14 protein-coding genes and 1 pseudogene are annotated in these 15,120 nt (G+C 71.4%); 8 read left to right on the top strand and 7 right to left on the bottom strand.

The genetic code is table 11. From position 1 onward, the window contains the following. Window positions 1-130 precede the first annotated feature (130 nt). Window positions 131-1,576: an FG-GAP repeat protein gene (locus ACIGAQ_RS08820; RefSeq protein ID WP_399780433.1), complete on the top strand. Its 1,446-nt coding sequence runs from the start codon at window positions 131-133 to the stop codon at window positions 1,574-1,576. A 218-nt stretch (window positions 1,577-1,794) separates the two neighbouring features. Here the strand turns inward: ACIGAQ_RS08820 and ACIGAQ_RS08815 are convergent, their stop codons facing one another. Then, window positions 1,795-2,691: an oxidoreductase gene (locus ACIGAQ_RS08815; protein ID WP_399780430.1), complete on the bottom strand. Its 897-nt coding sequence runs from the start codon at window positions 2,689-2,691 to the stop codon at window positions 1,795-1,797. Between the two features lie 61 nt (window positions 2,692-2,752). Here ACIGAQ_RS08815 and ACIGAQ_RS08810 point away from each other — a divergent pair, with 61 nt between their 5' ends. The 4 genes from ACIGAQ_RS08810 (at window position 2,753) to ACIGAQ_RS08795 (ending at window position 5,896) form a co-directional block, all read left to right on the top strand. Then, entirely contained in the window at window positions 2,753-3,346 is a 594-nt protein-coding gene (locus ACIGAQ_RS08810) for a TetR/AcrR family transcriptional regulator (protein ID WP_399780427.1), read from the top strand. 50 nt (window positions 3,347-3,396) lie between these two features. Continuing rightward, window positions 3,397-4,218 (top strand): MerR family transcriptional regulator, encoded by an 822-nt coding sequence (locus tag ACIGAQ_RS08805; protein ID WP_311685845.1) that lies wholly within the window; start codon window positions 3,397-3,399, stop codon window positions 4,216-4,218. Between the two features lie 219 nt (window positions 4,219-4,437). Continuing rightward, a complete protein-coding gene (locus ACIGAQ_RS08800; protein WP_399780424.1) occupies window positions 4,438-4,878 on the top strand; it encodes a hypothetical protein in 441 nt (146 codons plus the stop codon). A 118-nt stretch (window positions 4,879-4,996) separates the two neighbouring features. Next, on the top strand, window positions 4,997-5,896 hold the full coding sequence (locus tag ACIGAQ_RS08795; protein ID WP_399780733.1) for an aminoglycoside phosphotransferase family protein: 900 nt from the start codon (window positions 4,997-4,999) through the stop codon (window positions 5,894-5,896). A gap of 16 nt (window positions 5,897-5,912) precedes the next feature. On the opposite strand, the gene ACIGAQ_RS08790 is transcribed toward ACIGAQ_RS08795, so the two are convergent. Then, a complete protein-coding gene (locus ACIGAQ_RS08790) occupies window positions 5,913-7,010 on the bottom strand; it encodes an alpha/beta hydrolase family protein (protein ID WP_399780421.1) in 1,098 nt (365 codons plus the stop codon). Between the two features lie 172 nt (window positions 7,011-7,182). Here ACIGAQ_RS08790 and ACIGAQ_RS08785 point away from each other — a divergent pair, with 172 nt between their 5' ends. Both ACIGAQ_RS08785 and ACIGAQ_RS08780 read left to right on the top strand, forming a co-directional pair. Beyond that, the gene (locus tag ACIGAQ_RS08785) at window positions 7,183-7,791 is read left to right on the top strand and encodes a GNAT family N-acetyltransferase (protein ID WP_399780418.1); all 609 of its coding nucleotides are present in this window, start codon (window positions 7,183-7,185) and stop codon (window positions 7,789-7,791) included. 41 nt (window positions 7,792-7,832) lie between these two features. Further along, window positions 7,833-8,717, top strand: a complete 885-nt coding sequence (locus ACIGAQ_RS08780) for a PaaX family transcriptional regulator C-terminal domain-containing protein (RefSeq protein ID WP_399780415.1) — start codon at window positions 7,833-7,835, stop codon at window positions 8,715-8,717. A gap of 380 nt (window positions 8,718-9,097) precedes the next feature. Here ACIGAQ_RS08780 and ACIGAQ_RS08775 read toward each other — a convergent pair whose 3' ends face one another. Beyond that, a complete protein-coding gene (locus tag ACIGAQ_RS08775; protein WP_399780412.1) occupies window positions 9,098-9,544 on the bottom strand; it encodes a hypothetical protein in 447 nt (148 codons plus the stop codon). 205 nt (window positions 9,545-9,749) lie between these two features. Here ACIGAQ_RS08775 and ACIGAQ_RS08770 point away from each other — a divergent pair. Continuing rightward, window positions 9,750-10,469: pseudogene (locus tag ACIGAQ_RS08770) on the top strand (alpha/beta fold hydrolase); the annotation flags it as partial. Window positions 10,470-10,511: 42 nt separating this feature from the next. Here the strand turns inward: ACIGAQ_RS08770 and ACIGAQ_RS08765 are convergent. From ACIGAQ_RS08765 to ACIGAQ_RS08750, 4 genes are all read right to left on the bottom strand, one after another. Continuing rightward, on the bottom strand, window positions 10,512-10,856 hold the full coding sequence (locus tag ACIGAQ_RS08765) for a lipid asymmetry maintenance protein MlaB (protein WP_399780409.1): 345 nt from the start codon (window positions 10,854-10,856) through the stop codon (window positions 10,512-10,514). Window positions 10,857-11,413: 557 nt separating this feature from the next. Continuing rightward, window positions 11,414-12,982, bottom strand: a complete 1,569-nt coding sequence (locus tag ACIGAQ_RS08760; protein WP_399780406.1) for a bifunctional 3-(3-hydroxy-phenyl)propionate/3-hydroxycinnamic acid hydroxylase — start codon at window positions 12,980-12,982, stop codon at window positions 11,414-11,416. Between the two features lie 7 nt (window positions 12,983-12,989). After that, window positions 12,990-13,940: a fumarylacetoacetate hydrolase family protein gene (locus ACIGAQ_RS08755; RefSeq protein ID WP_399780403.1), complete on the bottom strand. Its 951-nt coding sequence runs from the start codon at window positions 13,938-13,940 to the stop codon at window positions 12,990-12,992. A gap of 29 nt (window positions 13,941-13,969) precedes the next feature. Next, a complete protein-coding gene (locus tag ACIGAQ_RS08750; protein ID WP_399780400.1) occupies window positions 13,970-15,115 on the bottom strand; it encodes a VOC family protein in 1,146 nt (381 codons plus the stop codon). Between the last annotated feature and the right edge of the window lie 5 nt (window positions 15,116-15,120).

Below are 15,120 nucleotides of genomic sequence, written 5' to 3'. Positions count from 1 at the left end.
GGACGTGGGCGCCGTGTCGCGTGGCCGACCGGCCGCCGGTTCCGTTGCGGTACCAGTCCGGCCGGCGATGCAGGCGTGGTCGCCTTGCCGTCCGTGCCTCGACGGCGTTCCTGACGTGGGAGAAACCGAGATGACCAAGAAGGACGGCCGCGGCAGCAGATACGGGGTGGCCGTTGCCACCGTCGTGCTCGCCGGGCTGATCGGCAGTGTGCAGGTCCCGGGCGCGCACGCTGCCGGGGACACCGTCCCCGCCGACTTCAACGGCGACGGCTTCCGCGACGTGGTGCTGCGGGTGCCCGCCGCCGACGTCGCCGGACGGGAGGACGCCGGTGCCGTGATCGTCCTGTACGGCTCCGCCTCGGGGCTGTCGGCGAAGTCCCGCGTCCTGATCACGCAGAACTCCCCCGGCGTACCCGGAACCGCCGAGCGGGGCGACCACTTCGGTGCCTCCACCGCCTCCGCCGACCTCGACCGGGACGGATTCGCCGACCTGGTCGTCGGAGCGCCCTACGAGGATCTCGCCCAAGGTGAGAACAAGGGCATGGTCACGATCCTGTGGGGCAGCCGGTCGGGCCTGGTGTCCGGGCGAGCCCTGCCGACGCCCGACAGCCCCGAGGACTTCGACCGCATCGGCCGGGACGTGGCCGCGGCGGGCAAGGGTTCCGCGTCCACCAGCCTGGTGACGGTCGGCGGCTGGAACTACACCCAGACCTTCCGGGGCCCCTTCACCCGGTCGGCGGGGCCCGCCTCCGCGGAGATGGGGCTCGGTGAGTGGTTCGGCTCCGTCGCCACGGGTGACCTCGACCGCGACGGCCGCACCGACACGGTGGCGGTGTCGGGCCGTGCCGGCGGCTACACCGGTGGCAGGATCCACGTCAACGCCGAGAAGACACCGCAGTGGAGCGTCCCCCTGACCCACGGCGACGCTCTGGTGGCCACGGTCGGCGACATCAACGGCGATGGGTACGGCGACATCGTCGCCGGTGACCCGGACGAGCCCGAGCAGCGCGGAGTCGACGGAGAGACCGGCGGGCGCATCCTCATCTGGTACGGCAGCCCGGACGGCGTGCCGACCGACGCCAGGCCCGTCGTCATGTCCCAGGACAGCACGGGCGTTCCCGGCTCCGGCGAGAAGGGCGACAAGTTCGGCGCGTCGGTCGTGGTCGCGGACTTCGACCGCGACGGCACCGGTGACGTCGTGGTGGGTGCGCCCGGTGAGAAGCTCGGCACCGTCGCCGACGCCGGCACGGTCACGGTCATCCCGGGCAGGCGCACCGGTGCCCTGGGCTCCGGCGCCTACTCCTACAGCCAGGACACCACCGGCGTCCCCGGTGGCAGCGAGAGCCGCGACCACTTCGGCACCACGGTCTCCGCCGGCGACGTCAACCGTGACGGGCGCCCCGAACTCGCCGTCACCGCGCACGGGGAGAACGGCTACGCGGGCGCCGCGTGGATCCTGCCCGGCGGCGCCACCCGGCCCACCGCGACCGGCAGCAAGATGTTCACCACCTCGCAGTTCGGACTGCCGAGCTCCGGCTGGCAGCTCCTCGGCGGGGACAGCCTTCCCTTGCTGTGATCGCAGAACGCGGAGCGGGCCGGCTTCCGGGGCAGGCCCCCTGCGCGGGGGGCCGACGCGCCCTGGCAGCGGTACGCGCCCTGGCGGCGGCAGGGAACGGCCGGTGACCTGGTGCAGCTGCACTCCGCCTCCGGACCGGAATCGTCCTGGCGGCGACGGCGTCGATCGGCACGGACGACCCTCCGGCGCCCGTGACGTCCCGGCCTGCGGGCCTGGTGTCACCCGAGAGGGAAGGACGTGGCCGTGAGGTGTTCGGACAGCTCCCACAGCCGGGCCGCCAGGTCGGTGTTCTGGGCGGTGGTGCTGCGGGAGACCAGGGTGGGTCGGCCGCGCTGCCCGCCCCGGCCGTCGGGGCCGACGTAGCTCGCCCCGGGCAGGTCGCGGACGGCCGCGAAGAGCGTCGGTTGGGCGCCGTCGGTCCCGCTCTGCATGACGAAGCGGCCGGCGAGCGCCGCGACCGCCTTCATGGCCGGGCCGAGATGCCGGTTCAGGCCGGTCGTCGCCGCCCCGGGGTGGGCGGCCAGGGCCCGCACCGTGGAGCCCGCCGCTGTCAGTCTGTTCTGCAGTTCCAGGGTGAACAGAAGGTTGGCGAGCTTGGACTGGCCGTACGCGGCCGAGGAACGGTAGCTCCGGCGCTCCCAGTTGGGGTCGGCCAGGTCCAGGGAGGCGCTCTTGTGAGCGTTGGAGGCAAGGGTGACCACCCGGTCGGTGATCCTCGGCAGCAGCAGGTTGGTGAGCGCGAAGTGGCCCAGGTGGTTGGTGCCGAAATGGGTCTCGAACCCGTCCGCCGTCCGACTGAGCGGCACGTTCGCCACTCCGGCGTTGTTGATCAGGATGTCGCAGGGGTGGTCGACGGAGGCCGCGAAGGCGCGCACGGATGCGAGGTCGGCGAGGTCGAGCGGCCGCAGTTCGGCCGCGTCGGGCAGCGGCGCGGCGGTCGCACGGGCGCGTTCGACGTCGCGCACGGCCATGATCACGCGGGCTCCGGCCCGAGCGAACGCGCGGGTCGTTTCGAGGCCGATACCGCTGTTCGCGCCGGTGATGATCACGGTGCGCCCGTCCTGAGGCGGCAGTTGACCGGCCGTCCAGGGGGTGGAGGTGAGTGAGCTGGTCATGACGTCAATGTATTCAACGAATACATTGTAGTCAATGAACACATTGGATTAGGGTGGCCCCATGACCGCAGTACGGCCCTACCACCACGGCAACCTGCGCAGCGCCCTGCTGCGAGAGGCGGAGAACGTCCTCGGCGAACGCGGCATCGAGGGTCTGTCCCTGCGCGAACTGGCACGGGCGGTGGGAGTGAGCAACAGCGCGCCCCGCCGCCACTTCGCCGACAAGACGGCCCTGCTGGACGCCCTCGCCGAAGAGGGCTACGAGCGGCTCGGGCGCAGACTCGACGCGGCCCTGAAGAAGGCCGAGGGCGACGTCACCGCTCGGCTCGTCGTCTTCGCCCGCACCTACGTCGAGTTCGGCAGGGAGCACCGCGCGCTGCTGCCCCTGATGCACCGCCCGAAGAGCGAGGCGCGTGACGACGCTCTTTCGGCTGCCAACGACCGGGCCTTCGCCGCGCCGTTGCGACTGCTGCAAGAGGCCCGCGACCGCGGCGACATCGACCCGGACACCAGCGGCAGGGTCGACCTGACCCTCCTGGCGCTCCTCCAGGGTCTGACCGTGCTCGTCGCCACGGGCATGAACGGCGACCTTCCGCTCGACAACCTCGTCACCGGCTGCGTGGAGACGCTGATGTCGGGCCTGCGGCCGCGCTGAGGCGACCACTTGACCCTCACACCGTGTCAGGCGGTGAGCTCGGAGCCATCATGTTCACCATCGGAGACTTCGCCCGGCACGGCCGCGTATCGGTCCGGATGCTGCGTCACTACGACGCGACCGGTCTGCTGCGCCCGGCCCACGTCGACCCGGCCAGCGGCTACCGCTACTACACCGCAGCCCAACTCGCCCGTCTCAACCGGATCATCGCGCTCAAGGACCTCGGCTTCACCCTCCAGCAGGTGGGGGACATCGTGGAGGAGAAAGTCGGAGCCGACGAACTGCGCGGCATGCTGCGGTTGCGGCGGGCCGAGCTGGAGACCGCCCTGGCCGTCGCGGGAGCGCGGCTGGTCCAGGTCGAGGCAAGGCTCCGAGCGATCGAGAGTGAGGGGCACATGCCCACGAACGACGTCGTCATCAAGAGCGTCCCTGCCGTGCGGGTGGCTGAACTGACCGCGACGGCCGCGAGTTTCGGACCGGAGGACATCGGCCCGGTGATCAGCCCGCTCTACGACGAGCTGTTCCGGCGCCTCGAGGCGGCGGGGATCACCCCCACGGGCCCCGGCATCGCCTCCTACGAGGACGCCCCGGAGGGCGGCGGCAGGATCCGCGTCCACGCCGCCGTCCAGGTCTCCGCTCCCCTCCGGGACGGCACCTTCCGGGTCCTCGACCTGCCGTCCCTCGACCAGGCGGCGACCATCGTGCACCGCGGCTCGATGGACACCGTGCTCCCGACCGCCCAGACCCTGGCCCGCTGGATCGACGCCAACGGCTACCGGTCGACCGGATACCCCCGCGAGATCAATCTGGAGTGTCCCGCGGACCGCGACGACTGGGTCACGGAGCTCCAGGCACCGGTGATCCGTGCCTGACCAAGTGCACCACCCCTGACCAGCGGCCCCTGACCAACGGCTGCCGACCAGTGGTCCCTGACAGCTGTCAGGGACCTTTCCCGCACACGCTCTCCTAGTCTTGCGCCGCACGACACCCTGTCGTCCGGCGCAAGACGCGCCATGGAACCGTGCCGCCGTAAGGACGCTCGTGACGAGCGGCAGGGCCGGGGTTCAGGTCCTTCGAACAGAGGAGTTGCGATGCGTAGAACCATTCTCGCGGGCTTGATGGCGTCCGCGGCGCTGTTCGCCATGGCACCGTCTGCCGGCGCCGGGCAGCTGGAGACCGCTTCTGCCACCACCGTGACGTCCGGTCCCCAGGCCGGGAGCGCGCGTGGGAACGAAGGTGATGTCTCCATCAAGCGCAACTTCGGTACCTGGGCGACGAACGTGAACGTGCGCCACAACGATGCCAGCCTCACCACCTGTGGCATGTCGCCGTCCACGACCAACTGCCCCAACATCCGGGGGCAGGTCAACCGGGGTGACTCGTTCGAGGTCTGGTGCCAGAAGATCGGCAGTCAGACCGTGGGCGGCAATCCGTACTGGGTCTACATCATCACGCCCAACTTCGACGGCTGGATGGCCAGTTACTACATCGACTACCCGGACAACGTGCTGCCGGACACGCGGTTCTGCTAGTTTCCGCTGAACCCCGGCGACCGACGAGCACAATAGTCGGTCGACAGGCGCAGCCCGAACCCACTGTGATGGCGACGGCTGCCCGACGCACGGAGCGGGCCGATGACGGGAGCTGCTCCTGGTCGCCGGGCGAACGGCGGACATCCGCCCTCGGATCGACGAGGTGCTGGTCAGGCACCTGGCCGACACTCAGTTCCCGCAGTGGGCAGAACTGGTTCTGGAGCCGGTCGAACCGACCGGCTCCGATCATGTGATCTACCGTCTGGGCGAGCAGCCGGCCGCCCGGTTGCCGTGCCATGCCGGAGCCATCGGGCAGGCCAGAAAGGAGTACGAGTGGCTGCCCCGACTCGCTCCGCACCTTCCTCTCGCCGTCCCGGTACCGATGGCAGTGGGTGAGCCCGATTTCGGCTACCCGTGGCCGTGGGCGGTGTCCCGCTGGCTGAAGGGCGAGGTGGCGACCGTCGACGCACTGGGCGACTCCTACGAGGCGGCGATCGAACTCGCAGGGTTCCTGGTCGCCTTGCAGCGATTCACCCGTGAGAACACGCCCGCGGGGAACACCGGGGGCCGCCTCGCCGGTCGGCCACTGTCCGACCGTGACCGCGCGACACGGATCGCCATCGCCGAGGTGAACGGCGCGTTCGACGCGACAGCCATGACCGACCTGTGGGACGAGGCGCTGAGCGCGCCCGGATGGGACCGCTCTCCGGTGTGGTTTCACGGCGACTTCCACACCGGCAACCTGCTGACCTCCGACGGCCGCCTCAGCGCCGTCATCGACTTCGGAGAGCTCGGTACGGGCGACCCGGCCCGCGACCTGATGATCGCCTTCACCTTGATGTCGCCGACCAGCCGAGCCGCCTTCCGCGATGCGCTCGGCGTGGACGACGCGACCTGGCTGCGAGGCCGCGGCTGGGCCCTGGCCACCGGTCTGAAGGCGTACACCACGTATGCCGCCGTCGACCCCCGGGTCGCCGCGCAGACGTCCCGGCAGATCACCCAGGCCCTCATCGGCTGACAAAGACGGTGAACAGTCAGGCAGTTGGGTGTTGTGAGAGCAGCTTCCCCGCGCCGGCCCGCCGTAGGAAACGGGCCTGACTGTCGAGGAATCCCGCCGCGTACAGCTTCCGGGGCGCGAAGACGGCGGTCGCGGTCAGGCGCAGGGGTGAGCGCTCGGTGTCGTGGTCCAGCAGGGAGTGCGTGGCGTCGGGGTGGTGCTGGACCGTCAGTGTCGACGCGGGAAGGATCCTGCGGTACATCGCCTCAGTCTCCGTCACGTCGACGTTCACGTCGTGTCCGGCCAGTACCAGCAGGACGGGAGTGTTCCTCATGGCGCGCAGGTCGGCGACGGCGTCTGCGGTGTGGTTCTTCGCGATGAATCGCCACCGGCCGGGCGTGACGTCGTCAGCGTCACCGGCGTCATCGGTGACACCGACGGTCGCGCGGTACTCCTCGTAGGACGCGCCTTGCCGCAGCAGGCGCAGAGTCGTTTCGCGGCGGCGTACCGCCTTGTCGATGCGCTGCCGGTCGGCGCCGTCCCGGCGGAGTTCGGCGAGGAGGTTGTAGCGGCCCTGCCGGAGCCAGTTGACGGCCGGAGAAACGGCGATGACGAACTGGAGTCGCCGGTCCTTCGCGGCCGCCTTCGGCAGCACCCAGCCCGCCTGGCTCGCTCCCCACAGTCCGATGCGCCGGCCGTCGATGTCGGGACGGCCGCGGGCCCAGGCGACTGCGGCGAGGGTCTCTGCGGCGCGGTCGTCCATGCTCTGGTCGAGCCAGTTCCCCTCCGACCCCGCGACACCCGGCTTGCTGAAGGACAGTGAGGCGTATCCCGACCGCGCGAACGACTCCCACAGGGGCCGGTAGAAGGTGTCGTGGGTCGCGTCGACGGGCCCGTCCCCGTGCACGAAGACCACCAGCCCGAACGGTCCGTCCCCCGCCGGCGGGCGGGCCAGTACCCCTTCCAGACGATGACCGTCGTGCCGCATGACGACGCGTTCCTCCCGCAGGTCGTACGTGTTCTGCCACACCGCGATCCCGCCGAGACCGCCCGCCACGATCAGGACGCCCACCAGCGCCCACAGCAAGCGCCGCCGCCCGCGTCCCGCGCGGGCCGTCCTCCGTCGTCTCAACACCGGACGACTCCAATCTATCGACTTCGAAACGCTCGTATCGAGAATGAACGTACTATGATCGATAGTGCAAGGGGATGGGGACGACCAAGAGGAAGCAGCCACCATGGAACCCACGAACCCAAGAGGCCGCCCGAAGCAGGACCGACCGGAGGACGAGCGGGGGATCCGAGCCGTGGAGTGCCGGCGCGGTGTTCCCGAGGGAAGCGAGCAGGAGGTGGCCGCGCTCTACTGGGAGGCCTTCGGTCGAAAGCTCGGCCCCGCTCTCAACCCCCCTGACACCGGGCGGGCCTTCATCGCCGCGCACGTGAACCACGACCGAGGCGTGACCGCGCTCGTCGACGGGACGGTGGTCGGCGTGGCGGGCTACCAGCTGGACGGGCGCGCGCTCACCGGCGGTGACGTGCAGGACGTCCTGTCCACCTACGGCTTCCTCCGCGGGCTGCCCCGGCTCGCGGTCCTCGCCCTGTTCGAACGCACGCCGCGGGCGGGGGAGCTCGTCATGGACGGCATCGCCGTGGACACGCGCCATCGAGGTGGCGGGATCGGCGGCCTGCTGCTCGGGCAGGTCGCCGCCATCGCCGCGGAGAACGGCTGCCGTCGTGTCCGTCTGGACGTGATCGACACCAACCCCCGTGCCCGCGCCCTGTACGAACGGCACGGCTTCGTCGCACGCCACACCGAACGGACGCCTTACCTGCGCCGGCTGATGGGCTTCGGCGCAGTGACCACCATGTACCGCCCCGTGACGGAGGCGGACCGGGCGGGCGGGGGCACGCGGTGACGGCCTCCGACCCTCCCGCTTCCACTGTCGGCAGGGAGCGCGTGCCCGATCCGGAGGTGCCCACCCGGCTGCTCGTACACGCGCTCGTGCGGGAGGACGGCACCGTCGACGCCGGTGAGCTGTACAGCGTCGCGGGACTGCTGGGCATGACCGACCAGCAGGTGCGGCTGTGCGTCAAACGCCTGGTGGCCGATGGCCGGTTCACTCAGGACGGCCGTGGGCGCAAGGCGGTGCTCCGGGCCGTCGCCGACCCGACCGGTGCCCTCGCGCCGGACGCGGAGTACGTACGCCACGCCTATCGGCAGGACGCCGGGGACGCCCCCTGGGACAGCGTCTGGCACCTGTTCGCCTTCGCGATCCCCGAGTCCCGTCGCACCGCCCGCGACGCCCTGCGCGACGCCCTCCTCCACCTCGGCGCGGCACCCCTCCAGGGCGGCCTCTACGTCACCGCCAACCCGGTCACCGACATCGTCGAGGCCCACGCCCGCCACCTGGACGTCCTGGACTCTCTGACCTTCCTCACCAGCACCGACCTGCGCATCGGGACCCTCACCGATCCGGTGGACCTCGCCGCCGAGTTGTGGCCCCTCAAATACATCGCCGCTCGCTACGAACGGCTCAGCGCCTTCGCGCGACACTGCCTGGGCGAACTGGGGGCGCTGAAACAGGCCGACAACTCCGAGCAGGCGGCTTCCGGGCGGCTGGCCCTGGCCGTCCGACTCGCGGCCGAGTTCACCAGGGCCATGGAACCCGACCCGCTGCTTCCTCCCGAGTTGCTGCCGCAGCCATGGCCGGGCACCCGGGCGCGCCGTCTCACCGCCGACTGCTGGCAACGTCTGCGCCGATCCCCCACCGACGGACCGGAGGGCCTACGCCTCTTCCGGCTCTACGGCGAAGCTCTCGGCGACCCGCCCGAGCACTCCTGACAGCGCGGGCGGGCCGGACTCAGACCTCCCGCCCAGGCGCACGCCCTTCGAAGTCCCGGCGCACCGCAGCGCCCTGGTCCTCGACCAGCCCGCCCTCGTCGGGAAAGTCCAGCACCGCCCCGCAGCGATTGCACAACCGCCCGTCCTCGGCCGGCACACCGCACGCCTTACAGAACCGGTTGCCCCTCTCGCCTTCCATCCCCTGCACCACAACTCTCCTTCGCCGGCGACTCGACATTGCTGAATGCCATGCGGAGTACCCGAGGCGCCGGGGTCGATACACCGCACGGACCACATGCCGACCACGCCCGCGATGTGGACGGGGCTGTCAAGGGTGGCGGCACTGCGTCCGCGATGCGCCAGGGCAGGCCGCATGGACGTCACCCTTGAGGGGCACGCGCCCGCTGATGAGCTCCCGAAGTCGTCGCGGCGAGCAGCGTCAGGCTGTCGGCGTCGGTCCTGCCGGGAGCGGGGTGGTAGACGACGAGCGTCTGGCCGATCGTGCCGTCGACGCTCAGCCGCTCCCGGTTCAGCCACAGTCCGCCGACCTGGGGGTGGTCGACGTACTTGGGCGCTCCTGCGCACGCCACGACGTCATGCCGGGCCCAGAGCCGACTGAAGAGTGGGCTGGCCAGGGAGAGTTCGCCGACCAGCTCGATGCACCGAGGGTCGTCCGTGTCGGCACCGATGGACTGGCGGAAGCCCGCGACCATGCCCGCGGCGGCCTGCTCCCACCCCGGGTAGAGGGCCTGCTCGGCGGGATCGAGGAAGAGGCTGCGCAGCCGGTTGGCCCCCGGCGTGAAGCGCGGTGACAGAGCCGTCGCCAACGGGTTGGCGGCCAGGACGTCGAAGCACGGACGGGCCCTCGGGTGGCCCTGTCACCCCCAGGATCGCGACGGCCCTGGTTCCCCCGGCATCCCCACGGCACCGTTGCCGTCGGCTCACCCGGTCCGCACCTTCCCGGTGATGCCTCTCCCCCCCCGGCGGCCCCGTAGCGGGCCGACCTGCACAGCAAGGAGCACAACAACCAAGTCGACGTTCCTCTTGGTCCACGGCGCCTGGCACAGCGGCAGGTGCTGGGAACGGGTGGTCCCGCCGCTGACGGCAGCGGGCCATCAGGTGATCACACCCTCGCTCACCGGACTCGGCGAGAAGCGCCACCTGGCCGGTCCCGACGTGGGACTCGACACGCACGTCGACGACATCGTCAAGCTGATCACCGAGGAGGACCTCACCGAGGTGGTCCTCGTCGGGCACAGCTACGCCGGACTGGTCATCTCGTCCGTGGCCAACGACGTCCCGGACCGGATCGCGCAGCTGGTCTACCTCGACGCGATGGTTCCCGAGCACGGCGAGACAGCGGTCGACGTCATACCCGTCACCCAGCATCTGATCGACGTGGCCCTGCGGTCGGAGAGCGGCTGGCGGGTGCCGCCTCCGCCCGAGATGCCGCCGCCCGATGGCCTGTTCGGCGTGAGCGACCCGGACGATGTCGCCTGGTTGCGCACGATGCTGTCGGACCAGCCGGTGAACTGCCTGCGGCAACCGGTGCGGCTGAACGAACCGGCCGCACGGAGCATCCCCCGGACGCACATCCACTGCACCGTCCTGCCGGAGGGGTTCGTCCGGCGTCCCGTACCCGAGCTCCAGCCCAACGGCGCCCCGGCGCAGGTGTGGGAGCTGGCGACCGGCCACGACTGCATGATCACCACGCCCGCGCAACTGGCAGGCCTGCTACTCCGGTTGCTCTGACCGCCTGCAGGGCTCCGTCGGTGCTCGGACGCCTGTGCCGCTTCAGACGGCCGCGGGCCGGAAACGGGCCGGGGGTATGTCGGGCAGCAGGCGGGCCAGGTCGAAGACGTCGGGATTCGCGTCGGCCGCGGTGAGCAGCAGCCACAGCGGCTGATCGCGCAGGCCCGTCACGGTCGTCCGGCGCCGGGGGCCGGAGCCGGGGCCGAAGAGGAGGTGGAGGCCGGCGATGTCCATGAAGGCCGTGCGGGAGAGGTCCCACTGCAGGTCGGTCACCTGCGGCGGCAGCGCGTCGGCGGCAGCGCGCAGCGGGGGCAGGGTGTCGAAGTCGACCTCTCCGCACGGGGAGATGCGTGCGGTGGGCCCGTCGAGGGTCGTGACGATGTTCATGGGGGGCGCGTCCCCCTTCCGGGGGTTGGTGAGCCCAAAGGCGAGACACCCCTCTGGGGTGTACGACGATGGCGGGGCCGGGTGCCCGGGATGGGGGCAACGCCCGGTTCTCCCGAAAGACCGGCACCTGCGGGTGCCGGCCGGTCTCGTTGTCCCTCCACCGTGACACAGTCGGACCCGCCACCACGACTCGCTGAACGGGCTCATTGGTGTGAGCCCCGCAACTGCCACCCCATCGCGTCGCTTACAACTCGTACGTCACGAGCGCCCGTGCCGGGCGGGTGGGCAGGCCTGGCGGCCCGCGCTGTGCGCCTGGACGGTGGCCGTGTGGAGCCTGACCCTCCGGGTCATTCCGTACCGGCCGCACTCGTCATGAGGCTGCTGAGGGCCCAGCAGTACCACGACCGCACCGTCCTTCCGGCTCGCCGCCGGCATCGGGGCGGGCATCGGTGGGATCGCCGCCGCCGTGTGCATTCCCGCACGGCGACTCCGAGTCCGCGACGGTCTGCGCGTCGGACGTCGTGAAGGGCTCGGGCTCGGTCGTCCTGAGGCGCTCCTCACCGGGCCGTCTTCGATCGTGGGGCCGGTAGGGCTGGGCAGGGGGTGCGTGTGGTGTGCAGCAGGGGTGCCCAGGCCGCGGTGCCGGTGAACTCGTGTCCCCCGGCCGGGACGACGTCCGCGACGACGCGGTCGGGGCGCAGCAGGACGGCGTCGGCGCGGCCGGCGCGCAGCCAGGCGGCGAGTGTGCCGTCGTCGCCGAGGCCGGTCACGGGGATGACCCGGGCACCGAGTCCGCGGGCGAGGGCGGTGAGCGAGGGTGGGGGTTCGGTGCCGGTCAGGAGGATGAAGGAGTCGCCGAGCAGTTCGTCGAGGCGGGTACGCCGTGCCCCGGCGGTGATCCACGGTTGTGGGCAGTGGGTCCCCACCAGGCCTGCGCGCAGGCGGCGCCGGACGAGGGGGCCGGCGGCCAGGGGCGGACTGAGGTCGCGGCCGGCCACCGCGGCCAGGCCGGGTATGCGGCAGGCCGCGGCCAGGAGCCCGCGACGCAGCGCGGCGGCGTCGTCCTGACCACCGGTCATGGCCCAGCCCATGGCGACCGCGAGCCGGATCACGTGCCGGGCGTGCGGCTTGCGTTCGCTCTCGTAGGTGTCCAGGAGCCGCTCGTCACAGCCTTGTCGGAGGACGCGGGTGAGCTTCCAGGTGAGGTTGTACGCGTCCCGCAGGCCCGAGCACAACCCCTGTCCGACGAAAGGAGGGGTGAGGTGGGCGGCGTCGCCGAGCAGGAAGATCCGTCCGCTGCGCCAGCGGTCGGCGACCCGGGCCCGGAAGGTGTACTGCGCTTCGCGGACGATCTCGACGTCGCCCTCGCAGGAGGGCGGCAGCCACGGGGCGATGAGGTCGCGCACCGGCGTCTCGGCGTCTCCGAGGCGGAACTCCCAGCGGTAGCGGTCCTCGCCGATGCGCATGAAGGTCGCCGGCCGGTCCGGGTCGCAGACCTGGTCGACGCCCTCCCAGGAGCGGACGCCGGCCGTGGTGCGGACGTCGATGACCGTCCAGCGTTCCTCGAAGTGCAGGTCCTCCCATGCGGCACCGATGGTGTCGCGGGTGAGGCTGCCGGCGCCGTCGCAGCCGAGGACCGCGTCGGCCCACAGGGGATGAACGCCTTCGTCGTCGCGGTAGGTCACCCGGACCGGGCCGTCTCCGTCCTGCTCGATGCCGACGACCTCGACGCCTGTGCGCAGTTCGCACTCCGGGTGCCGGGCGAGGGCGGCGCGCAGCAGCCGCTCCAGTGCGGGTTGGTCGAACATGCTGGTCTGCGGGTAGCCGTGGTGGCCGTGCTCGGTGCGGCGGAACTCGGCCATCACCCGGTGCCGGGCGTCCAGCAGCCGCAGCCCGTTGGCCGGGCGGGCGATCGCGGCGAACTCCTCGCCGACACCCGCGGCCTGGAGGATCCTGCGGACCTCGTCGTCTGTCGCGACGGCGCGCGGGAGAGGGTAGACGTCCCGGTGGCGTTCCAGGATCAGGGTGCGCACTCCGCGCCGGGCCAGGAGGAGGGCCGCGGTCACACCGACCGGCCCGGCGCCGATGATCACGACGGGCACATGTGCGGCTGCGTCGGCGGTCATGTGCGGCTCACCTCGGGTGCCGGTTCGCGTCCGCGACCGGCGTGCGCTGCTCGCCGAGGTCGATCCGGCCGTCCGGGGTCGCGATCGTCGCTGTGATCACGTCACCGCGGTGCAGATAGCGCGGGTTCTTCGCCTGGGACGTGAAGAACGCCTTCCACTTCACGGCGGGCGGCAGCAGCGCACCGATCTTCTCGACCGGCTTCGGCGGAGCCTTGAGGGCCGTGCCGCCGGGGGTGCCGGTGAGCAGCAGGTCGCCAGGGTCGAGGGTCTGGAAGCGGGCCAGCAGGGTGAGGGCCTGCGCCGGGCGGACGATCATGTCGACGAGGGTGCGGTCCTGGCGCAGCTCGCCGTTGACGGACAGCCTCAGGCGCAGGTCGAGGAGATGAGCGAAGTCCTCCGGCTCCAGCAGCGCCAGGTACGGCCCGGTCGGGGTGAAGGTCGGGTACGACTTGCTCTCGTAGAACTGCGTCCTGGTCAGCTGGACATCGCGGGCGCTGACGTCGTTGGTGATCACCAGACCGGCGACGTACGACGGCAGGTGCCGCTCGTCGACGACGGTGCCGATGGGCAGGGGCGCGCCCATGACGAGCCCGAGTTCGATCTCGTAGTCGAGGAACTGCACGTGGGCGGGGCGGACGATGCTGTCGTGCGGTCCGCTCACCGAGCCGGACGCCTTACGGAAGAAGGCGGGCGGGATGTCTCCGGTGAAGCCCGAATCCCGGGCGTGGCTGCGGTAGTTGACCATCTGGGCCACCACGCGGCAGGGAGTGGTGACCGGCGGGAGGGGGACCAGGTCCGCGACGGGGGTGCCCGCGTCGGACGACAGCGTCGCCTGCCGGACGGCGGCCCGGTCGGCGATCAGCTCGGCGGTCGTGCCGGCCTCGGTGGCGACGGGGACGGCACGGTCGCCGCGGAGAACCCACCAGCCGTCGGCGGTGCGCAGGACGTTGGTGCTCATGTCAGTACCTTCGTGAGGGGGTCGGGGGTTCAGGACCTGGCGGCCTTGAGCAGGCCCAGCAGGCGTGCCGGGTCCATCTCGTTGTCGCCTCGCAGTGCCTCGACGACATCGCGGACCCGCTGCGGTGAGGGGCTCGCGCCGAGGAAGTCGCGGGTGGCCGGCGGGCCCCACTGGGCCAGCCCGCTGGTCGACATGGGGGCCCACCCCGGCTCGACGTCGCAGCAGAACAGGTCGCCGTCGGCGAAGTGCTCCAGCATGAAGCGGTCGGGGTCGCGCCAGTAGTCGAAGAGCTGGCTGCCCTGGATGTGCCGGCCGATGCCCCAGCTGCGCCGGTAGCCGCGCTCCTTGAGGTACTCGCCGCCGGCGGCGAGGGAGTCGAGGTCGGTGACCTGGTAGGCGGAGTGGACATAGCCCGTGCCCGGCCCCAGGTGCATGGCCAGGGTGTGGTGATCGGCCGGGACGCTGCCCAGGTCGCAGCGGATGAACGCCATCGTCGGGCCACGGTCGCGCTGGCCGTCCAGGAACAGGAAGTCGGAGACGATCATCCCGAGCGTGTCCAGGTACCAGTCCAGGGCCCGCCCGAACACCCTTGTCTCCAGCACCACATGACCCAGTCGCTGGATGCGGGAGGGTTCACGCGGGGGGCGCTGGGGGGCGTTCGTGCGGCGGTGTTCGGTGCCGGAGTTGAGCGGCAGCGGCTGCTGCTCGGGCAGCGCCGGCAGGTCCTCCCCGCAGTGCACGACCCGGACCGGGAAGCCGGAGGGGTCGAGGAGGTCGACTGCCCTGCCGCCGCCGGGCACGTCCGCGTCCTGTACCGACGTGCCCGTGCCGCGGGCCAGCCGGTCCAGGTCGGCCCGCTCGGCGGCCCGGAAGGCCGGGCCGATGAAGCGGGACGTGCGCCCCTTGCGGATCACCATGCAGGGTGAGCCGGCGAAGGTGCCGCGCAGCCACAGCTCGCGCTCGGTACGGGCGGCGATGCCGAACCCGAAGTCACGGGCGAAGACCTCGGCGCGGTCCAGGTCGGGCTTCTGGAACTCCAGCCAGGCCAGGTCGGCGACCTTGATCACCGGATTCCGGGAGCGGCCGGGGTGTTCACCGCGTACGGCGCCCTGCTCGCTGTGAAGGCCCTGGTGAGCCGTGCCGACGCCGGCCCCGTTGACGCGGGTTTCAGACATGGTGC

This window comes from Streptomyces sp. NPDC085932 (assembly GCF_044540525.1).
In the GTDB taxonomy this organism is placed as follows: Bacteria; Actinomycetota; Actinomycetes; order Streptomycetales; family Streptomycetaceae; genus Streptomyces; species Streptomyces levis.
The sequence above is the reverse complement of the archived record's forward strand: the minus strand, read 5'-3'. Positions and strand labels throughout refer to the sequence as shown.